16 protein-coding genes are annotated in these 21609 nt (G+C 46.2%); 4 read left to right on the forward strand and 12 right to left on the reverse strand.

The features are described from left to right. Positions 1-55: 55 nt before the first annotated feature. The 3 genes from ACSTTG_RS16350 to ACSTTG_RS16360 form a co-directional block, all read right to left on the reverse strand. Positions 56-4909, reverse strand: coding sequence for an OmpA family protein (locus ACSTTG_RS16350; protein WP_438475571.1), 4854 nt, complete (start codon positions 4907-4909; stop codon positions 56-58). Next, positions 4909-6036, reverse strand: a complete 1128-nt coding sequence (locus ACSTTG_RS16355; protein WP_438475572.1) for a hypothetical protein — start codon at positions 6034-6036, stop codon at positions 4909-4911. Before ACSTTG_RS16355 ends, ACSTTG_RS16350 begins: the two co-directional genes overlap by 1 nt. 72 nt (positions 6037-6108) lie before the next feature. Further along, positions 6109-7491 (reverse strand): hypothetical protein, encoded by a 1383-nt coding sequence (locus ACSTTG_RS16360; protein ID WP_438475573.1) that lies wholly within the window; start codon positions 7489-7491, stop codon positions 6109-6111. A 303-nt stretch (positions 7492-7794) separates the two neighbouring features. Between ACSTTG_RS16360 and ACSTTG_RS16365 the strand changes: the two genes are divergently transcribed. The 3 genes from ACSTTG_RS16365 to ACSTTG_RS16375 all read left to right on the forward strand — a co-directional run bounded on the left by ACSTTG_RS16365 (position 7795) and on the right by ACSTTG_RS16375 (position 10778). After that, on the forward strand, positions 7795-8796 hold the full coding sequence (locus ACSTTG_RS16365) for a transposase (protein ID WP_438475574.1): 1002 nt from the start codon (positions 7795-7797) through the stop codon (positions 8794-8796). Between the two features lie 703 nt (positions 8797-9499). Further along, entirely contained in the window at positions 9500-9952 is a 453-nt protein-coding gene (locus tag ACSTTG_RS16370; protein WP_438475575.1) for a hypothetical protein, read from the forward strand. Further along, positions 9945-10778, forward strand: a complete 834-nt coding sequence (locus ACSTTG_RS16375) for a hypothetical protein (RefSeq protein WP_438475576.1) — start codon at positions 9945-9947, stop codon at positions 10776-10778. The genes ACSTTG_RS16370 and ACSTTG_RS16375 overlap by 8 nt, the downstream gene beginning before the upstream one ends. Positions 10779-11095: 317 nt before the next feature. On the opposite strand, the gene ACSTTG_RS16380 is transcribed toward ACSTTG_RS16375, so the two are convergent. The 8 genes from ACSTTG_RS16380 to ACSTTG_RS16415 form a co-directional block, all read right to left on the reverse strand. Further along, on the reverse strand, positions 11096-11593 hold the full coding sequence (locus tag ACSTTG_RS16380) for a hypothetical protein (protein ID WP_438475577.1): 498 nt from the start codon (positions 11591-11593) through the stop codon (positions 11096-11098). Further along, complete coding sequence (locus ACSTTG_RS16385) at positions 11590-12720, reverse strand: hypothetical protein (RefSeq protein ID WP_438475578.1); 1131 nt, start codon at positions 12718-12720, stop codon at positions 11590-11592. Before ACSTTG_RS16385 ends, ACSTTG_RS16380 begins: the two co-directional genes overlap by 4 nt. A 72-nt stretch (positions 12721-12792) precedes the next feature. Further along, a complete protein-coding gene (locus ACSTTG_RS16390) occupies positions 12793-13119 on the reverse strand; it encodes a hypothetical protein (RefSeq protein ID WP_438475579.1) in 327 nt (108 codons plus the stop codon). Positions 13120-13630: 511 nt separating this feature from the next. Then, the gene (locus ACSTTG_RS16395; RefSeq protein WP_438457405.1) at positions 13631-14422 is read right to left on the reverse strand and encodes a metal ABC transporter permease; all 792 of its coding nucleotides are present in this window, start codon (positions 14420-14422) and stop codon (positions 13631-13633) included. Further along, the gene (locus ACSTTG_RS16400) at positions 14423-15343 is read right to left on the reverse strand and encodes a metal ABC transporter solute-binding protein, Zn/Mn family (RefSeq protein WP_438475658.1); all 921 of its coding nucleotides are present in this window, start codon (positions 15341-15343) and stop codon (positions 14423-14425) included. Beyond that, positions 15333-16475, reverse strand: coding sequence for a hypothetical protein (locus ACSTTG_RS16405; protein ID WP_438475580.1), 1143 nt, complete (start codon positions 16473-16475; stop codon positions 15333-15335). Before ACSTTG_RS16405 ends, ACSTTG_RS16400 begins: the two co-directional genes overlap by 11 nt. Before the next feature lie 455 nt (positions 16476-16930). After that, positions 16931-17671, reverse strand: coding sequence for a GlcG/HbpS family heme-binding protein (locus ACSTTG_RS16410; protein ID WP_438475581.1), 741 nt, complete (start codon positions 17669-17671; stop codon positions 16931-16933). A 252-nt stretch (positions 17672-17923) separates the two neighbouring features. Then, positions 17924-18820: a LysR family transcriptional regulator gene (locus ACSTTG_RS16415; RefSeq protein WP_438475582.1), complete on the reverse strand. Its 897-nt coding sequence runs from the start codon at positions 18818-18820 to the stop codon at positions 17924-17926. A gap of 118 nt (positions 18821-18938) precedes the next feature. Between ACSTTG_RS16415 and ACSTTG_RS16420 the strand changes: the two genes are divergently transcribed. Then, a complete protein-coding gene (locus ACSTTG_RS16420) occupies positions 18939-20954 on the forward strand; it encodes an alkyl/aryl-sulfatase (RefSeq protein WP_438475583.1) in 2016 nt (671 codons plus the stop codon). Positions 20955-21056: 102 nt separating this feature from the next. Here ACSTTG_RS16420 and ACSTTG_RS16425 read toward each other — a convergent pair whose 3' ends face one another. Further along, the gene (locus tag ACSTTG_RS16425) at positions 21057-21608 is read right to left on the reverse strand and encodes a 4Fe-4S binding protein (protein WP_438457400.1); all 552 of its coding nucleotides are present in this window, start codon (positions 21606-21608) and stop codon (positions 21057-21059) included. Position 21609 lies beyond the last annotated feature (1 nt).

Genomic DNA, 21609 nt, shown 5'->3' on the forward strand with positions numbered 1-21609 from the left:
TAAAAAATAACCTAATCTCGAAGTGAGATTAGGTTATTGGAGAGTTTAGTTTCAGCTATTTGGTAATCCAATCGGCGAGAAGTTTTTCCTGTTTCTTGGTCAGTTGCTCAAACGATGTGGGTTTAAACACTTCAAGATCCAATTCATCAATCTCTTGCTCTTTAAGGGCACTGATATCATTATCACCAGCCTCAAGCCAACGCATCAAGCTGGTATAGTCATGTGTTTTTCTTTCTACACGCTGCCCAGTGACTAGTTGCTTTAACGCTATCCTAATATTATCGTCATCGGCTTGGAACCAGACGGATGGAATCGGGCTTGCTTTGTCGATTCGAGACAGTTGAATCGTCTGGCTTTGTTCCTTGTCTAAGCCACTACCTTTGAGAGCATCAAACTGTAAGGTCAGATTATAAGGGGGGTTATAATCTGGTGCTCTTCGCATTCTCATTGCGTCAGGCAAGGTTACCGGTCGTAAACCCTCAATCTTTTTACCAACGGCGTTAACATAGTCTAGTTTTTTTCTAGCAATAAATAGGTCTGTCTCTTTTTTCTTGCCATAGAACGTCTTGGTCATCAAGGTTGCCAGCATCCCACCGCTCTGTGGCACCAGCACTTGCTCCACAAATTGCAATGTCTCTTTGTCCTCGATATCACCAAGCTCAAATACCGCCTCCCCGTTAGCGTTAGGCTTCAACTTACCCACCCGATAAAGCTTAACCCCTGACGCCTTGTGCTCGGACGAAATTTCATCGGCCCCCATCAACATTGAAACATCAAGATCGAATTCATCTGCCGAAACCTCTTGCTCTTTGTGCTTTACCGTTGACCTAGCATCGGCACTGACTAAAGCAATGAGCTCCGTAGGTTTACCCCAATCAAAACGACTGCGCTTACCAGGCGTAACATACGGGAAGTTTTTAAAGTCTGGGACCTGAATCGCTGAATGGTTGGTATACCACACCTCTATTTTAGGATTGGCAAATGTCAGGGGAGACTCTATTTCAACACCATTACGTCCTTCAAAAAAACTCTTCTCAAAGAAATATGCGTCATCTTTACGCGACTTTTTTTCCCCTGGTAATTTATATTCGCGCTCAGGATCTAGGCTTAGATAAAACCAGCTTCTAAGCAACGAATTATCGAAACGCGTATTTTTGTATTTATCACTGTGCCTATAACTCACATGATAGTCCGCTTTCGAACTACCTGGGATTGAAAGCTGATAGTAATACGTCATGCTAATTCTGGCATTCATAGCGGCTTTGACAGACTGAGGCTCTTCCATCAATCCGCCAAACTGCTCTTTCAAAGCCTCGAAAAAACTCCCATCTTCAGACAGTTTTCCCATTGGTCTGGTGCCATTGATAATATTTTTGCCAAAAGTAAAGCTCGGTACAATCACCGCCGCATAGCAATGTGTTTGCCCCTCGGCAAAGCACTGTTGCTGCTTAAAATACTCTTGCTCTATCTCAAGCAGGTCACTTATTTTGGTGCGAACGACATACTCCCGAGTTTCTGGCCCTACGTAAGCGAAGCTGAGACCAGAGTCATTTCGCATTGGTGTTGCGGCAACAGGGATAGCCATTGGATAGTCTAACTCATCCAGCGATTTGAGTTGTCGCTCTGGACTTCGGTGTTTGTTGTAAGCGTCAAGCAGCTCTTGCTCGTCCAATATCACGGTAATTCGAACTTGATCGTAAGGCGACAAACGTCGCCCCGCTTTGTTGTAGTACTCCTCAAACGGTTGCCAGTCGTTATCTGAGAACCTACCTCTTGGTCTTGCTAGCATGGACGTTGCCTTGAAAACGGAACTCGTGAATTCAGGATTCATGCCGATATCCAGACTTCTGAAGTAGTCTCCATCAACACTACCAGAGTAATGAATCGGAAATTGACGACTAAAGGCTTCTCCCTCTTTTAGCTGCCTTTTTGCGTTTTCAGGTTGCAAATACCGAGCAGTGACATTTCGAACACCCGCGATAATATTATTCGCAGTTAGTCGGTTATAACTAGCTAAACTGGCCTGTTGTTTCGTCTCTAACCAGAACTCATCAAGATGGAACATGCCAATTCTTTGGTGAATATCCCAATCATCCGAGAGTAAAAAGTTTCGAATGTAGCCCGGTATATCGTAGTCTTCAAATGTGCTCTTCGAGTTGAGCTCATGGATGTATTCTCTTACGCCTCCGCTCCAATAACCCGTTCCCGTACTCGCAGGCTTTGAGGTTGTTGCTAATTGATAATGGTGCAGCAAGCGGATTAACCCATTCAGCGCCAGGGAGCGCTTGAGGTAACCGTTTTTCATCTCACCAACCGCATCAAAGTATTCATGCCCCTCTAGCATCATACTTTGCTGAGCTAAGTCCGCTTCAGCAAGCTTAGCCAAGGATTTATTCATATGATCGGGTCGTGTGTCTAGCTTATCGAGATTAGCCAAGGATGAGACTCGATCTTTTGCATCTCCAATATGGCTAGCACCAGCAGCGATCATTTGCCCTGCCACACCCAGCGGAGTCAGTGCTGCGGCGCCGAGCAACGCTACGTCGAACGCTTTCTCGACCAAGTCGACAAACTCTTGATTCTCCGCCACGCGGCCAGCAACCGCTTTTTTCCGTGATGCCTCCAGTTGCTTGATTGCTGAGCGGCTAGCAGGAAAAAGCTCATACTCGGAGAGTAAAAAGCGCAAAACCACGGCGCGATGTTTCTCTGGGTTGTCAGCCTGTGTCGAGCGGGTTAAAAACTTTGGAGGAATACTGCCGACACCCTGCGCGCGAATCGCATGCTGCCAGCGGGAGTCGTCGTGTTGGCCTAATACCTCAAGCAGGCCATCTCGCACAAAGTCGGCCCGAGATTGTGAAAGCTGGTCATTGTATGACAAGCTGCCGATATCACAGGTATGGCCGGTAATTTCCACCTCAATCGGATTTTGCTGAGCCAATAGCACCCCAGCAATATCTTTTAGGAATTCATTGAACGTGTCAGTGTCTTTGACCGCGATTTCACCCCTATCGAACTCAAATCCTATATGGATTTGTACCAAGTGGTTGTCGCCACAGGCGCTCTGCTCAATAGAAACCAAATCTGAGCTATAGTTTGCCAGTCGTTGCTGTAATTTTTGATTCGCCTCTTGCTCTGTGGCAGTACATGTTTGCAAGACAGCATCATCCGCTTCCATCAACTCCAGCTGCATCGTTTTCACTGCGTCCGAGTAACTCTTGACTTGTTCATTGAACTGCTGCTGATTATCAGTGTCCGTATCCCTCGCTTTGGCCCATTTTCCGCCCTGCTGCACAAACTCTACGGCAGTAAGTGCTTTTTGCATTGCTGGGTTCATGGTCCTCAAGGCTTTACCAGTGCCCTGAACGAAACGCTGCATCGGCTTTGGCAATAGGTAGTTAATCGTCTGATTGGCCCTGCTGCTGAGTGCCTGCTTCGTTACATCGTCGAGGTTGAGCGCCTTGTCCCAGGTGTTGATCGCCTCAATGAGTAGATCCTTTTTTTCCTCTGGGGTTTGGTTTTTCTTTTTGTCTGCGGTTTTTTGGACTAAGGTGTTGATAAGTTTGAATAACTTCTCCCCATCTCTAGTCAGGTTCAATATTCCCTGTACCGTTTCTTTTTGACTAGAACGAGCAAGCTCACCTACAGAAAAAGCACCCGCTGTCGCAAGGCCCAGAAGATCAAGACTCTGCGCACTTTTGCCAACACTGAGCACACTAGTGACATTGCCCTTTACTGTACGTAGCTCATGTAGCAACTCCTCAGGAGGCTGGTTGCTACTCTCGATATCAGCGAGCGGGGCACTGCGTATTTGCCTCAGTAATGAGTTATGGAAGTTTGGCGCGTGGCTGATCAATACCTCCTCAAGACAAATCGGGTCACCATTAATCACACTAAAACGCCCGCACGCTGTAACCAGCGGAAAATGTAGCACTTTTTCTGTTAATGAGTACTTCATGTCCATATTGTGCTGGTTAAAATAATCTTTGCTGTAACCAGCATCATCATTTTTATTGTAAGCAGGGTCTAAATCAACATCAATACGGCAGTACTGTTGAGAATCGCCTAATTCAAACGGTAAATCACTTTCGATTAAAAATGTTGCCGCAAAGCCATTGGAAGTCTCCCTATCATCCGTGGACTGAAAGTTTTCATCAGCATCAAACGTGTCATACACAAACTCCATAACTCTTGCAGAGGCCGAGCCATTTTCGGAAGCAACTATCTTATTATCTGGATTTGAACCAACGACCCTCATTCCCTCAGGTAACCCAGAAATTTTTACACTAGCTTCTCGATAAACCCTAGAAGAAAACGTCACCACAATGGCAATAAACTGCGGCACGGTACAGACTAAAATCTGCTCTGATTTACCAAGACTCTCATAGCGTTGATACCAATCACAATAGCTCGCTATATCATCCTTATCACCCCCCAGTTCGTCGGGCGAGACCAATTGGTTTAACTCTTCAGGCAGAGACAAGCTCGACAAGGGTAAGCTTGTTAAGTTTGTTTTAAAGTCATCTTTGAGTTGCTGTTCCAGTTGGCTTAGCCAATCGCTATCGAAGGTTTGCTGCGCAACTGGCAATAACTCTGAGGGCAACATCATGACCTTAGCCGTTTCTTCTGCACTCATCAACACCCTATTACACCCAACACCCGGTTTTAGCACTTCACTATCAACTGCGTGGTCACACTGCTCCAGCTGACCAGAGCCACTGGTTACGTAAAGTTGATGACCATGCTTAACCGTGTTCTGCTTATTATCGATTGTTACCGCACAGTCTTGCACTGCACTGCTCGCGATACGCAGTAGCTGATTAGGCAATGGATAATACTTGCCGACTGGTTTACCTTGAGAGTTAAATAGTCGCCCCATAAGGTAGACGCTACGACAGACAACATCGGTCATCAGTTACCCTCCATCTGAGCAATTCTACGTTTCGCCTCATCGATCTGTGCTTGCGTCGGCCATGGCCATAAATGTTGATCAAAATCTTGCTGAGCAAAATCGTTAAAAAGGTTCTCTGATAGATAAAAATCAACGGCGCTATAATCCGCTACATAACCTTGGCTCATACTGACAATAGGTGTGTCGACATTTTTTGGATACCTCCTTAAATGGTTGGTGCTATCAAAATAGATTTGGTCATTTTGTAAAATTACCGAACCCGCCCCGTCAGGTACCAAGCCAACTTGCTTATCGCGCTCGGTGGCATCAAATATCTTTAATTGTCCGCCCTTTGAGGTTGCTCCACACGTGTAACTGTTTTGGTCTAAGCTGTATCTAATACTGAGAGAACATCCTTTGGCAAAATAGTCACTCTGCTCAATAAGATCTAGTGTCTCCGGATCATAAACCCTATGTTTTCCTTTTGACGTTGTATACGATACGAATGTCAAAAAACGTTCCAGTTTCGGGTCATAATCACTGCCGTTATTATCTCGTGTGAAGTTCGCATTGACCTCTTCAGCGCGCTCAGAGGCTCCTGTTTCATAGTTAAACCTCAAAATTCCAGAGTTAAACATAAACCCGTACGGTTGGGTTCTTGACCAGACTATACTGCGACAGGAGTTATCACCTATTTTTTGTTGCGTCTGTTCTTTAAGATCATAAGCAAAACACTGGCGGTTGTTACTATAGAGCACATAGCGCCCGTTGGGCGAGCGACTCGGTCTATTGAAACCATTTTGCACTACGCCCCGCGTCATTTCATCGCTGCGGACCATAAGCTGCGGATTTGAGCCGTTAAAATTCGCCGACCACAGACTTCCATCAACCACAAACATCACCTGTGGCATCTCATACTCCTCGTCCCATTGCACGCGTTGAGGAAACCTCGGAAGCTCAAAAACAATACTACGTCCATAGTTAATACGTCCTCTTGGGTCATTTAACACTTTAATCAGCCACTCCATATACTCTTCTTCTTGCTGACGAGCGCTGGCCTCTTCGAGGTGATCAACCAGCACCTTACCCGCAACCCCGAGCCCTAGCGCTGCTACCACAGCTAATGCTAGATATTTTTTTTTGTTCATTTTGGATCCTTTCTTCACGCCCGATTCATCAGGCGACTTTCAATATGTATCAAGCTATGCTTTCGTCAGAGATTATTTCCAACTGGTAAAAAGCGCTCGCCTTGCCGCCTTATGCCGCTCTATATTTACACTCGGCGCTTGTTCTTTTTCCTGTTCTGAGGGATTCTCACTAGGCACCATTTCTGGCTCTGGCGCTTCCACCTCAGTAAACAACGCACTATACGGCTGGTCGGCAAACACACAGTGACTATTTTCTGGATTCGTTGGGTCAGTGATCAGCAGGGTAAAGCGCCCTTCATTCGGCAGGCCAAAGAACATCGCCTCCCGCCAGTGCGCTTTGTCGCCTTGATCATCAGCAACCAAAGCCACGGACTCCTGCCACTCACTCAGTTCATCAATCAAGATTGCGTGGATTAAGGGGGTTTTGTGAACCCCTTCATCCAGCATGCCAACATCCACTTTGACCACAAGGGCTTGATTGAAGCCATCAACATAGGCAGCCGCGGTATTTGAGTCCTCAAGCACCTCAACTAACACCGAGTCACCCTTCATCCACTGCATATCATCAGCTAATTTGGGCTGAACTTGAGAGTGTTGTATGTCATTGATATGTTCTGTCGCGGGAAACTCACCACCATGCTCATAATCCAGCAAATCATCCAATGGCGTCGTTGATGCAAGCAGTTGCTCTTCGTTCTCTGCGAGCTCGTCCAATTGATAGAACGGGCGTTGATACGGTGAAAACAGCAACCGAACACCATCAGAGCCAGCTTGGCTCTCCCCTTCTACCTTGATTGGAACCCAAAATTGCAGCATAGGGAATGCTTCGGCTTCACGATCTAATAGAATTTGCTGCTTCTGCTCAGCGCGTAAACGCTGCTCTTTGAATCTAAAATACGTAAGATCAACCTCTTGATAATAACCATTATCCAGAACCTTTAATTCGCGCCACAACTGCCCTGCTTTAAACAGATACAGATAACCACCACATAGATCAGAGCTGTTCTCTTTAGAGTTATCGCTATCTTTAAACGCAAGGGCCCTCACTGGCACCAACACTGTATCCCAGAGATCTTTATCGGTACTCTTTTCGACGGGTACCACATCAGCCGCCACCAAAAATTTCAGCGGTGTGGGTATGCCAACCATCGGGATATTAATGTACAGATTGCGTGGCTCGGTGGTTAATCCAGAAAATACCGCTAAACTTCGGTGACCATGCTTAGTGTCACTACTTGGCTTACAAATTTTAGCCACTTGCTCGCTGGTCGAACCCAACGACAAATAAGCACTATTGGCTGGCCATTGCCCTGCAATTTCAACCACTATTTTATGCTCAAGTTGTACCGTCTTCTCAACAGCGACTGGCGCTGCCTTTACCGGCTCACTTTTTTGTAATGGTTCATAATTAGCTTTTACAAAAACGGGTGGCTTTTGCCCATACTGAAATTGCATACTTACTCCATTCGCCTATCCGATGTAACCTTCACTTAACCACAACACCTTGCAAGCAAGGGAAGCGCAAAAATTACACTATAATTCAACGACGTATTATATCAGACAAGCAAACTGCATATTGCCTAAAGTAACCATGCGAAGTACCTAAACCAATAGGCAATTAGAGATATTTACTAGGCAAAACGTAAGGATAATCTAGTGCTGTTCAGCAAGACTTTTCCACTATCATGACACCCATAATTAAGTAAGCAGAAGAATACACGCTACACTTGTTACCAGCCCCTAGTGAGGAACGTGACAATGCCGAAAGCCCGATGTGAGCAAGTTAGCCTTGACGATACCGCCTATTACCATTGTGTCTCTCGTTGTGTACGTCGTGCCTTTTTGTGTGGTATCGATCAATCAACTGGGAAAAGCTTTGAGCACCGCCGAGGCTGGGTAGAGCAACGCTTACTAGCGCTGGCTGATGTATTTGCCATTGATATCTGCGCCTATGCGGTAATGAGCAATCATACCCATGTTGTGCTCCACATTAATCGCGACCAAGCCTTAAGCTGGGATACACGTAAGGTACTTGAGCGATGGCACAAGTTACACAAAGGCACATTGCTCACATCTCGATTCCTTGATAATGAGTCATTGGACGAAGCTTCTTTGCGAGCGGTGATGGAAACAGTAGAGGTTTATAGAAACCGATTACACGACGTGAGTTGGTTTATGCGCGATCTCAATGAAACTATCGCTCGACAGGCAAACAAAGAAGATGACTGTACCGGACGGTTTTGGGAGGGGCGTTTCAAATCCCAAGCTCTACTCGATGAGGCAGCGGTCTTGGCCTGCATGGCGTACGTTGACCTCAATCCTGTTCGAGCCAATATCGCAAAAACACCAGAGCACTCAGATTTTACTAGCGTCAAAACACGCATAAACGCACTAAAGCATTCAAAGAACAAGTCTCATCCATCAGTTCAGCCGAAATGCTTATACCCATTTGTTGGTGATGAGAGCCAAAACGCGCCTGAGGGATTAACCTTCTCTCTTAAAGATTATCTACTGCTAATTGATATGAGTGGAAGAGTGACCCGAGAAGATAAGCCTGGCGCTATATTATCTGAATGCCCACCAATACTCTCGAGACTTGGCATCGATGAAGCGCTATGGACTGTACTGGTCACCTCGTTGGAAGAAAGTTTTCATGGCCCAATTGGATCTGAAGGTGCTTTAAGGTCATTCCAGTATAATCATGGATTACAGCGAATGCAGGGGATCAACGGAGCTAAACGTTACTTTAAAACGGCTTAGCACAATGTGTACTGACAAATAACCGCACTTCCCGCTTCTACGATTGAAGCGGGCAATCTATGTTATTAATTAACTTATCGACACTGTTTTATGACTATTTATATCGCTTAAAATCGTGTTTTTTTCACCCATACCTATTGAAGTACAGAATCACTGTGTGATTTAGCGGAGTTCATATGTATTCCTAGTGTTCTGTTGGTTTTGTATTTTTGTGATGGGTGTCTTGTTAGTTTCACTGAAGTACAGAATCACTGTGTTTGATTTAGCTGAGTTCATTTGCAATCCGAGTGTTCTGGTGGGTTTTACGTTTTTAAAATGGGTGTCTTGATAAATTTTTTTGATAAATTTCTGATAATTTTATAATTTCAACAATTTTGATTTTATAAATGGCTCACCACTGTCGTCTTTAACTATAGTGATTTTGTCATCCAAAGTGAGAGTGGCAGCATTTCGGTGCGAGCGACAACACCCCAGTTGCTAACAAATAAACCGAAACCTTGAGTTGGTGTGATCTCATCCAGTGAAAATAAGATCGCTAACCTGATAGGTTTCGTCTTAATGAACCTCTTAGATGAACAAAATAACTTGCATGAGACCGCTGACAGGCCTTTTGAGCTAGTCACTATACATACTGCCATTATAACCGACAGCGCTCAGCTCTCTCTCAGTAAGTACAGTTAACCCACATAGGAAAAACATATCGATGAAGGTCATCAAAAGGACACTATCTTTATATACACTTGCTTTCTTAAGCTTAATAGCTTGGGGGCAAGCAAGAGCTGGGCACGCCCTCTCTGGGGGCGATTCAGCCATCGAAGGCCGCTGGCTGGTTCAAGGTGCTCTCAGTAGCGACCGGGATCTGATACTCCGTTTCTACGCTGATGGATTTGTAGTATTAGAGGGGACATACCAATCCGCCCGGTATGGCACCTACTTTGCCAGCAACGGCATCCTCGATATTGGTATTTACGACAGCGATCACTACTCAGAATACAGTCACCCTATGAGGCTTACTCGCGAACATAAAAGCACGTTCCTCTATCGCTATAGCATAGAAGAAGAGTGGCTAAATCTTGAACAGCTAGGCAGTAAAAGCCTAAGCATTTATCCTCAGCTAAGACTGGCTCAAACACCATTAGGAAACGAAAGTGAATAAACTTCAAAATTACTTGTGTATAATACTCGTTGCACTTTGTTTAATAGTGGCCCTTATCGCATATCAGTACCTGAGTAGACCTTATGATAATATATTCGGGCGCTGGCAGTTGGTTGAAGTTCAGTTCCCCAATGGAGAAACGCAGGAGTATGAGAAGGAGGGGATCAAAACCTTCACCTTCTATCCCGACAATCACCTGTTAATTCATCATCGTCTGCACTTACTTGACGGACAGCCCATTGATGACATTCTGCGAAATCAGTATCAAACACACATAATGCTTCACTATACGGTCGAAGGTATGCAATTGAGACTACATCGCAGGGCCCCTGTTATTAGCCTTAATCAGCTCCACAATGCACTTGATAGCTCGCAATTCAGCCGACCGCTAAATAACGAAAGCCGTCAGGCTGATACCATAGATTTTAACGTGAGTTTTGAAAACAACTATCTGATACTGACAGAGCAACGAGAGGATGGCCCCTTCATACGTCGTTTTAAGCCTGCTCGCCCCGAGACCACCAACGCGCTAGCTGGATATTGGGCTAGCTTTGAGCCAGACAGTGATTTTCCCTATATCAGCATGCGCCTTGATGGGCTTGGTGAGGCTACCTTGCGCGTAGGTGAAGCCAATGATGAGTTTAAACAAGAACGCAGGTATTACCATCAAGAAAGGGACCACATTGCTCTGTACGCACAAAGTTATTACGCAGGTCAACTACGCGAGCCGGACGAAGATGGTTGTTACGCAGTTAAGCAGGCAAAATCTATTATGTTCATATGCACAGGACAAATTGAGCGCGAACTGAAGCCAATGCCATTTTAAACCCTAATAGCAGTTCGAAAAGAGCAAAACGGCTAAAAGACTCAGGTTCTACCTAGGCTCAGAACTAGTAAGGCGTGTGTCCTCTCGTACTCAATAGGATCTGAAGGTGCTTTAAGGGCGTTTCAGTATAATCATGGATTACAGCGAATGCAGGGGATCCGCGGGGCTAAACGTTATTTTAAAACTGCTTAGCACAATGTGTACTTACAAATAACGGCACTCCCACCGCTTCTACGATTAAAGCGGGCGGTCTATCTTGTTAATTAGCCTATCGATACTGTTTTCTAGTTATTTATATCTCAAAGAAATGACTTTTTTCACCCATACCTATTGAAGTACAGGATCACTGTATTGGATTTGGCGGAGTTCTTATGCAATCTACTTTTGCTGTTATTTTTATAAATGGGTGTCTTGTTTATTTTAAGTTGGCTTAGCCAATCACTATCGAAGGTTTGCTGCGCAACTGGCAATAACTCTGAGGGTAACATCATAACCTCAGCCGTTTCTCCTGCACTCATCAATACCTTATTGTACCCAACACCCGGTTTTAGCACTTCAGTATCAACTGCGTGGTCACACTGCTCCAGCAGACCAGAACCACTAGTCACATACAGTTGATGACCATGTTTATCCGTATTCTGCTTGTTGTCGATTGTTACTGCACACTCTTGCGCAACACTGCTCGTAATACGCAGTAGCTGATTAGGTAATGGGTAATACTTGCCGACTGGTTCACCCCGAGAGCTAAATTGTGAACCTTCTGAGTTAAATAGTCGCCCCATAAGATAGACGCTATGACATATAACATCAGTCATCCGTTATCCTCCATCTGGGCAATTCGGCGTTTCGCCTCATCGATTTGCGCTTGCGTCGGCCATGGCCATAAATATTGATCAAAATCTTGCTGCGCAAAATTGTTAAATAGATTCTCTGATAGATAAAAATCTACGGCGTGATAATCTGAAACATAAGCATGCCTCATACTGTCAATAGGCGTGATGACATTTTTGGGGAGCCTCCTTAACATACGGGTGCCATTAAAATAGAGTTGGTTATTTTGTAGAATAACTGAACCCGCCCCTTCAGGTACTAAACCAACTTTCTTGTTGCGCTCTGTAGCATCAAATATCTGTGTTTGCCCGCTCTCCGAGGTCAATCCACACGTGTAAGTATTCTGATCTAAGCTGTATCTAATACTAAGAGAGCAACCCTCGGCAAAATGATCACTCTGCTCAATCAGGTCTAATGTCTCTGGGTCAAATACTCTGAATCCTCCCTCTGATGCTGAAGTTGTTACAAATGTCAAATAGCGCTCTAACTTATGGTCATAATAACTGCCGTTATTGTCGCGAGTAACCTTGGCATTGATCTCTTCACCGCGCTCAAAAGCACCTGTTTCATAATTGAATCTCAAAATCCCATAATTAAACATAAACCCGTACGGTTGAGTTCTAGACCAAACTATACTTCGGCAGGGATAGTCGCCTATTATTTGCTGCGTCTGCTCTTTCAGATCGTAAGCAAAACATTGGCGGTGGTTACTATATAGCAGATATCGCCCGTTCGGCGAGCGACTCGGCCTGTTGCTACCATTTTGCACCACACCCCGAGTCATTTCATCGCTATGGACCATAAGCTGCGGATTAGAGCCGTTAAAATTTGCTGACCATAGGCTTCCATCAACCACAAACATCACTTGTGGCATCTCATACTCCTCATCCCATTGCACACGTTGAGGAAACCTTGGAAGCTCAAAACGGATATCACGCGCGAAACTAATAATCCCTCTTGGATTATTTAACACTTTAATCAGCCACTCCATATACTCTTCTTCTTGCTGGCGCGCGCTGGCCTCCTCAAGGTGATCAACCAGCACATTACCCGCAACCCCGAGCCCTAGCGCGGCTACCACAGCTAATGCTAAATAATGTTTTTTGTTCATTTTGGATCCTTTCTTCGCGCCCGGTTCATCAGGCGACTTTCAATATGTATCAAGCTATGCTTTCGTCAGAGATTATTTCCAACTGGTAAAAAGCGCTCGCCTTGCAGCCTTATGCTGCTCTAAATTTACGCTTGGCGCTTGTTCTTGTTGTTCTGAGGGACTCTCACTTTGCACCAGTTCTGGCTCTGGCGCTTCCACCTCAGTGAACAACGCAGCATACGGCTGGTCGGCAAACACACAGTGACTGTTTTCTGGATTCGTTGGGTCAGTGATCAGCAGGGTAAAGCGCCCTTCATTCGGCAGGCCAAAAAACATCGCCTCCCGCCAATGCGCTTTGTCGCTATGATCATCAGCAACCAAAGCCACAGACTCCTGCCACTCACTCAGTTCATCAATCAAGATTGCGTGGATTCACGGAATTTTGTGAACCCCTTCATCTAGCATTGCAACGTCGGCTCGCAAATAGTGGAAGGTATAAAATCACAATATAATTCAATGCTCTAGTATATCAGACAAGCGAGCTTCACATTGACTGAAGTAGCCAAGCAAATTGCCTAACTAGACTGGTAATTAGGAATATTTGGCAGGCAAAATTTAGGGGTGTGCTAAGAGCGTTCGCAGTCGTTGCTTATTTCACTGGTATCGAACGGCTCAAGAAAAAGCGCTGAAGCCTTCGGTGTTGTTCTTTGATTACTGGTAGTTGTTGCGTTGGTGTTTAAACAGAGGCTAGGACCTTGTAATACTGTCCTTTGTGCCTCGATGATATTAGAACGCCCTTGAAGGATAAAATTGAGGTTTCGCTCTATAGTGAAAAAAGGGGATCCTTGCAATGCTCTGATCCCCCTATGCTTTTCTACCTAGCCTTTGTTATTTTTTCATCGAGAGCCAGCCGCTATCGCTCCCCTACTGTTTATCCCCTTGCTTTTACTCGCTCTCCTCGTGAGATAAAGGGCAAAAAACCGAGGTTAAATACCACACCAATAGTAAACAAGCACACCACAATACTAGCGCCACTAGGCAAATCGTAGACTGCTGAGAGCAGGATCCCTGATAAAATGCCAAGCATGCCGATACTGATACTGGTGAGTAAGAACCGCTTACCTTTCAGTGCTGAGGCGCAAAGTGCGGGGATCACCAAAAGAGCAAACTCTAGATATACCCCTGTCATCTTCACCGTAATCGGCATTAACACCGCAAAAATGATGTAGAAGCCATGGCCATGCATGACGCTTGGTCGCAACCAAACCAACACCAGTACCAACGCCGTGATCACGGCCAAAGGCACAACATCATCCCAGGTTGCCCAGAGTAGCTGACCATTGAGGACACCCTGGATAAAGTCTGCCCCATGCGGGTCTTTACTCACGACCAGAATAGCGACCGAGGCTGAGACCACAAACAAGCTGCCTATCATCGCCTCTAAGTGATGCTGGTAGTGCTTTTCCATCATCCCAATCAATGCACACAGCAGTAAAGACAGCAACCAAGGACCGGTCATCTCACCGATAAACGAACCAGATAGGAAATGATATTGGGAGAAATAGTAATGGCTTAATACCGCTCCCAGTGCCGCAATTTGTGCAACAGCCAGATCGATGAAAATAATCTGACGCTTGATCACCTGCGCACCCAGTACAATGTTGCCTACCAGAGCGACTAAGCCACATACCACCGCGGGTAACAGCCACAGATACGGTTCCATCTAGCGCTTCTCACTTTCAACTAATCCATCGAGCAACTGATCAATAACTTGATCATACAGCTCATCAAGCGATTGCTTTGACGTCACAGTTAGCGGAAGCTGAATAACCGGTTTATTATTCTGTTTTTGCAGCCAGTTCGCTGGACGCTTATTTTGGTGTGAAGAATACACGATAGCATCAAACGAATCCTCAGGCAGTTGGCTCAACGACTGCAAATGCGATGTCGTGGGCGAAATACCCGGTTTAGGCTCAAGGTCGGCAACTTGCTCTATACCCAACCAATCATATAAGTAACGATACGTCGCATGATAACCGATCACTTGTTTGCCTTTCAGTGGAGCGGCTTTCTCGCTCCATTGTGCCAGCTTTTCACGCCAATGAGCGCGAAACTTCATACCATTAACCTGATAAGCTTGGGCATTTTCAGGATCAAGCTCTCTCAGCCTCTTGGTGACACCACGTGATATTGCAATCATATCGTTAGCAGCAAACTGAACGTGCGGGTTGCCATGAGCGTGGATATCTCCCATGCTGCGATCAACATGGTCGTGGGTATCCAGCATCCGCACAAATTCAGTTGCATAGATCATACTCGCTGCGCCGTTTTGAGCTGCACTGTTACTGCTTCGAGTTTGGAGCATCGGTAACCACCCCACCTCCAACTCCGCGCCTGAACACATAACTAAGTCGGCTTGGCGCATCCTTGCAATCAATGAGGGACGAGCTTGGACATAGTGTGGATCTTGCTTGTCTGTTGTGGCCGAAAATATGTCAGCCTCTGGCATATGAACTTCTAGAAAAGCTCTCCATTCAGGCTCACATACAAAGACCTTCATCGCTATCGCTGAGGTCGGTGTGATAGCAGCCGAAGCTGCCATCACGAGTAGACCTTGCTTAATCATTTGCAGCTTAGAATGCATGTGCACCGTGTGCTCCAAAGGTCATCACGTATTGAAGGGTGAAGACATCGTCCGTCATTTCATCACGTCCTGATGCAGTTTCATACTCAACACGTGAGTATTGCGCGCGAATCGTGCCAAAGTGTGAAGAATCCCATGCAATCATTGCATCAAATTCTTTTGCCTCTGTCTCTTCCATGTGTGAGTGATCATTGTGAACGATATCATCGTAGCTGTCAGACTGACCGTAGCGCAGGCCTGCAGACCAACTCGGACTAAAGCGATAAACGCCTGATACATAGTAGCCACTGATGTTATCAGGAGCGTGGTGTCCACCGGCTACCTCATCTAGATACAGGTACTCAGCCGCCAACGTTAAGCTGTTGTATTTGTAATTACCGTTAGGCGCCCATTTCCAGACCAAATCAGCACCATACAGGTTAGTACCCGTTACAGCGGCTCCGTGATCATGGTCATGGTCATGGTCATGACTGTGGTCATGATGACCATGGTCGTCATGATCATCGTGTGCGTTTTCATTACGCAAATAGCTTAAACCAAATTGCCAGCTTGAAGAGTCAGAGAAATCACTACCGACTTTAAAGTTGGCTGTGTACACGCCGATATCCGAACCATCCTCATCATTAGACAGCTTCTCGCCACTTAAAGCCTCTGCACCGAACTTTACATACGTATCTGTTGGTAAGACAATGTTCAAGCGCACACCATCATCAAAATAGTGTGAACCCAAGAATGTACGGTAAGCAATCGGACGCTCGACAAAGCTATCTTCATGCATATGTTGGTTATTTAGGTAACCGAAATCAGAAAGGAAACGACCACCGCGTACACTCAGGCCGTATGGCATTGATAGCGTCTCAATGAAAGCTTCCTCTAGCAGCAACTCAGTCTCATCACCATGGCTCTCGAGAACCGTAGTGAGTGAGCCATAAAACTTGTCATCGATACTCGCAGACAGGTTTAGCTCAGTATGTCCAAGACCGAAACCCTCTTCGCGCTCTGATTTCACGCGGTGACCATTCTGGTAATACCCATCCAATACAACACCAATTTGTGGGTTAGACAAGGTGTCAGCAACAACCGGAGAGGCCACTAGGCCTGCAACCACAACAGAGATAAATTTCTTGTTCACTCTTTCTTTCCTTAGATCATTTAGTACATCAACAACTTACTGTTATGTTATAACATAACGAATGAGTGCTTTTGTAACGCTTCGAAATACTTTGTACAAATGGTACGCAATAGAATTGTTATCCGACTCACAAATTGGCCACCAAAAAATCAATTTTGGTAAACCTATGTTTGTAAGTGAGATTAATTTCATGATCTCGAGTTTGGAAAACGAGTACGGATAGGATCGTTAAGTGATGTGAATAGCAGAATATCGGGCCTCTTTACCCCGATATTAGTGCAAATATCTTATTTTTTATTGTCAAAGTCATAAATGGTCAACTAAATACAACATTGGTCGACATTTAAATTCCATAAACATGAGATTCGTGACGGCGTCACGAACCTCCCACCTATGACACAACGATTAACTTATACTGCAGGTTTTGCTGCACGGTGTGTTCACTTTGTTTTGCACTATTTGGAAATCGGATATTTCTCTGGCAATGTCAACGCAATATCAACCTCGCCATTACCACATGAGACATGCGCGTAGCCATGTCCCTCCGTATAGATAATATTATCATCGCCAGTCTCTGACACCCCTCCTGGCACATAGTCTAACCCAAGTGCATCGCGGGTTTTCCAAGCGATGTTATGGTCAGCACAAGAGGTATCACCACTGACACCGAGTGCACCAACGATTTGCCCATCTTTGTTATACAATGCCAAACCACCGCCGAAAACATTCACGCCTCCCATACGCTTTCCGACCATAGGATCACCAGGGGTGCCATAATTATCAGCACTACCTTGGTAAGCGACACTGGTATCAACGGGATTACTGAACTGTAAACCAAATAAGCTGCCGCCGGGCTGGGTTGCTGTCCACAAATTAGCAGTCGATAACGCAAGGCCTGGCAGACTAAAGGCGTTGGCGGTATTGGCTTTTTGTGCTGAAATAGCGCGACTCCCTGGCCATTGTTCACCATAGTCCTGGCCTGTCATCGCTACCGCACAGACGGTGCCATCGCGCGCAACAATCGTGCCCCACATATTGAGTTCAAGACCACCATTGGTTTCGTCACTGGTGGTTGCCACCACACTTTTGAGTGCGGTCGTTAGTTGTTGGTGATTCGGTAGTGTTTCGCAAAGACTCGCATGGGCCAGTGTAGAGGCGAAAGTAAAAGGAATGGCTAACAGTACTTTGTTTATCATGTGGGTATTTCTCCCTATGGCTAACATCAAATAGACCCTCAATCCACAGTGCTAATTAATACAGCAAGTACTCAAAGCAACTCATATCATTACCGAAGATGATTTCGCTTACTGAACGCACGACTGATGGCCTAACGTTTGTCCAAAGACTGGGTAACTATAGGTAGTGTTTGGCTCTCCCACCTCAATTTATATTTGTATAAGACTAAAACCCTGTTTGACAATCTCAGCCGCTGCCAAACCTGCCACCCACTAGTGACTAAAGTAGCTTTGCAACTTGTCTCTTAGCCATTGGTTAGCCGGGTTTTGACTCATGCGCTTATGCGATAACAGACCAAACTGAATCGGCGAACAGTTAAACGGTGGCTCAAGCAATTGAAGCTCCAATTTATCCACAAACAAACTTGCCACGCTTTTCGCCGTTACCGCAAGGCAATCGCTGCTCGCCACCATGGTCATCTGTGACATTAAAGACTCCGCCTCAGCAGCGACAATCCGCTCACTCAGCTCGCCCTGGACATAATAGCTGGCAAGGTGTGTGTCCTCTCGTCGTTTGCTCAATGTGATATGCCGCTCTTGGTAATATTGCGCTAACGATAACGTCTGTTTAACCCTAGGGTGGCCCCGACGAGCAATCACACACATCTGGTCGTCATAAAGAGGTTGTGACACAAAAGAGCTGGCTGATTGATTCACAAAATCAACGGCAAGGTCCGCTCGCTGCAGGTTAAGGTTATGCAGCAGTTGCTCATGACTAGCGCGTGAGGGATGCAATTCAATGGTTACCTGACCAAGTGAGGGATCTGACTCTATCTTAGGTAGCAATATCAGCATCATAGGCTCAGAGGCATAAATCACAAACTTGTGTTTACGCTGGGTAGAAAAACCGCCTAACCCCTCCAGTGCGTTATTGATCTGCACTAAAGCAGGCTCAGTATGACGGTGCAGCTCATGCGCCTGCTGGGTCGGCGCAATCCCTCTGCCATCGCGCACAAACAACTGCACCTTGAGCTTGGTTTGCAAGCGTTTCAACAAGCCACTGACACCGGGTTGGGTCATGTCCAACTCTTCCGCTGCTAGCGTAATTGAACCATGTCGATAGACGGCGTTAAACACGGTTAACAGATTCAGATCGAAATCTAAGGCCATTGAAAATCCCATTCATAACAAATCATGATGTTTAGTATACAAACTCATGCATTAATTTGTATGTGTTGGATGCGTAAAGTAGAGCTCAATTCGATACCAACCACGATTGAGGCTGACTATGACTAACCGATTGACCTTATCCCTGCTAACCACTTCACTGCTTGCTACCTTCTCTGTGCACGCTGAATACTCCAGTCTAGAAAATTACCAAGGCAAGCCTGCGACAGCGCATACTATTGAGGCGAATAACCAATTAGCGAAATCGCTGCCATGGCAAGATACCAGTGCATTTGAGCGTACCCAAAAGGGACTCATCGCTGAGTTTGGTGATCATGAGGCGGGTGAGCTGAAAAACCGCTTTAGCTATATGCAAGATATGCCATTGCACCATGTGCCTGATTCAGTTAACCCGTCAATCTGGCGCCAAGGTATGCTCAACTATGCTGCAGGTGGTCTGTATCAGGTGACCGATGGGGTGTATCAGATCCGTGGCGCAGACCTATCCAACATGACCATTTACCGCACCGACAACGGCTATGTTATCCATGACCCACTACTGTCAAAAGAGGCGGCTGCCGCATCATGGGAGTTTGCCAAGTTGCACTTGCCAGCAATCAACGGCGAGCACAAGATCACGGGGATGATCTACTCACACATGCATGGTGACCACTTTGGCGGCTCGCGTGGCATCGTTGAGTCAGGCGACTTTGCCGAGGATGCACCGATATTCGCTCCCAAAGACTTTATCAAAGAGCTGGCGGATGAGAACGTGATTGCCGGCACAGCGATGAGCCGTCGCGCCAACTACCAATATGGCACAACCCTCGACAATAACACCAAAGGGATCGTGGATAATGCACTGGGACTTGGGACCTCACGTGGAAAGGTGACGCTTGTTGCGCCGACAGAGGAGGTACAAGAGCGTGAAGCCCATATCACCATCGATGGTTTGGAGTTTTTAGCGATTAACATGCCAGGCGCAGAAGCACCGGCGGAGATGGTGCTGTATGTGCCAAAATACCGCTCGTTGAATACGGCAGAGCTCACTTACGACGGCATGCACAATATCTACACCTTCCGTGGGGCAAAGGTACGTGATTCGCTGATTTGGACCAAGTACCTTACAGAGCTTAAACTGCGCTTTGTCGACAGCGGTTTGGTGGATAATATTCACGCTGCGCACTCAGCACCAGTTTGGAATGATCCGACTACGGACATCAACGAGATCTCTGAGTACATGACACTGCAACGCGATAATTATGGCTTTATTCATAATCAATCCATGCGCCTGGCTAACCATGGTGTCACCATTAATGATGTCGGCCGAGAGATCGAGAAAATTGTCCCACAAGCTCAGCGCGATACCTGGCATACCAACGGCTATCACGGCTCCTACAGCCATAACGCACGTGCAGTGGTGAACCTGTATCTGGGTTATCATGACCTTAACCCAGTCAATACGAATCCACTGCAAACCCAAGATAAATCCTGTGTCTATGTCGAAGCTGCGGGGGAAAGCACTCTGTATCAAGCTGGGATGAATCATTTTAAACAAGGCGATTATCAAGCCGCTTCGCAGCTGTTTAATGATCTCGTGCAGTGTGATCCAAACAATCAGCAGTACCGCTTTGCATTGGCGGACAGCTTTGAGCAGCAAGGCTACCAATCAGAGACCATGGCGTGGCGTAACTCTTACTTGCAGGGTGCGGTAGAGCTGCGCTCGGGAACCATTACTCCATCGATCAAACTGGCCTCTCCGGACGTGATTGCCAATACCCCGACCGGTATGTTCCTTGACTTTATGGCGGTGAGATTAGATGCACAAAAAGCCGAACAAGCGGAGCTCGACTTTAACCTTGGCTTGATTCACCCGGATCTCGATGAGGCATTTTACGCTGAGGTGTCAAATGCAAACATGGCCAACATCCAGGTTGATGAGTTACCGAAAACCGATGTGACTGTGACGATGGCAAAAACCGACATGACCAAGGTCGTGTTAGGTAAAACTACCCTTGAACAATTGGTCAAAGACGGCGCAGCCACCATCGAGGGCGACCAAGAGCAACTGAGTCAGCTTATCGGTGCGTTAGATGAGTTTGATGGCCTATTCGATATTCTGCCAATGCCGAACTAAGCGACTTGTAGCTAAGGTACTAATACCCGAGGTACTGACTGCCCCTTATCACTGATTTCTTGGCTGATAAGGGGTATTGCTTGCTGAGCCCGCCGTTTACTCTCAGACAATATCGATAATCTGATAGCTAATCGCCCCGCTCGGACAGAATGAGCGACACTCACCACACCCAGTGCACAAGGCATTATTCACGCTAGGCAGTTTGCCGCTAAATTCGATCGCCTGCATCGGACAACTGCTCCCGCACAGCTCACACAACCCCATATACATCCGCTGACAATTGTCACCAATTAATGGGATTACCCCGGTTGAACGGCTCGAATGAGCCAGGACGCCAGTTTGACATGCGCGGGCACAATCGCCACAGTGGGTGCAGTAATTACAATCCAAATTCAGCTCAGGTTTACCTTTACTGAGTTTTAATACTCGCTGCGAACACGCATCTTCACACTGACCACACCCATCACACAGCTCAGTGAGTAACGCTTCATCCACACAACTTGGTGGCCTTGCACACGCGCGGCGAAAAGGACGGCATTCGATCTCAGCCAAGCCCGTTTTAGCTCCTCTCCAAATACCGCGAAATATCCCTCGCCGACTGATACGCTGATGCTCAAGCTGCGCCTGCAGATATTGATTCTCTCTATCACTCATG

The sequence above is a fragment of the Vibrio glycogenivorans genome (assembly GCF_051660965.1).
Classification (GTDB): Bacteria; Pseudomonadota; Gammaproteobacteria; order Enterobacterales; family Vibrionaceae; genus Vibrio.

Bases quoted from the DNA above. Each gene is read 5' to 3' on its own strand.
- ACSTTG_RS16395 (WP_438457405.1), bottom strand. From the start codon at position 14,422: ATGGAACCGTATCTGTGGCTGTTACCCGCGGTGGTATGTGGCTTAGTC.
- ACSTTG_RS16350 (WP_438475571.1), bottom strand. From the start codon at position 4,909: ATGACCGATGTTGTCTGTCGTAGCGTCTACCTTATGGGGCGACTATTT.
- ACSTTG_RS16360 (WP_438475573.1), bottom strand. From the start codon at position 7,491: ATGCAATTTCAGTATGGGCAAAAGCCACCCGTTTTTGTAAAAGCTAAT.
- ACSTTG_RS16425 (WP_438457400.1), bottom strand. From the start codon at position 21,608: ATGAGTGATAGAGAGAATCAATATCTGCAGGCGCAGCTTGAGCATCAG.
- ACSTTG_RS16410 (WP_438475581.1), bottom strand. From the start codon at position 17,671: ATGATAAACAAAGTACTGTTAGCCATTCCTTTTACTTTCGCCTCTACA.
- ACSTTG_RS16365 (WP_438475574.1), top strand. From the start codon at position 7,795: ATGCCGAAAGCCCGATGTGAGCAAGTTAGCCTTGACGATACCGCCTAT.
- ACSTTG_RS16385 (WP_438475578.1), bottom strand. From the start codon at position 12,720: ATGAACAAAAAACATTATTTAGCATTAGCTGTGGTAGCCGCGCTAGGG.
- ACSTTG_RS16420 (WP_438475583.1), top strand. From the start codon at position 18,939: ATGACTAACCGATTGACCTTATCCCTGCTAACCACTTCACTGCTTGCT.
- ACSTTG_RS16380 (WP_438475577.1), bottom strand. From the start codon at position 11,593: ATGACTGATGTTATATGTCATAGCGTCTATCTTATGGGGCGACTATTT.
- ACSTTG_RS16355 (WP_438475572.1), bottom strand. From the start codon at position 6,036: ATGAACAAAAAAAAATATCTAGCATTAGCTGTGGTAGCAGCGCTAGGG.
- ACSTTG_RS16415 (WP_438475582.1), bottom strand. From the start codon at position 18,820: ATGGCCTTAGATTTCGATCTGAATCTGTTAACCGTGTTTAACGCCGTC.
- ACSTTG_RS16400 (WP_438475658.1), bottom strand. From the start codon at position 15,343: ATGCATTCTAAGCTGCAAATGATTAAGCAAGGTCTACTCGTGATGGCA.
- ACSTTG_RS16370 (WP_438475575.1), top strand. From the start codon at position 9,500: ATGAAGGTCATCAAAAGGACACTATCTTTATATACACTTGCTTTCTTA.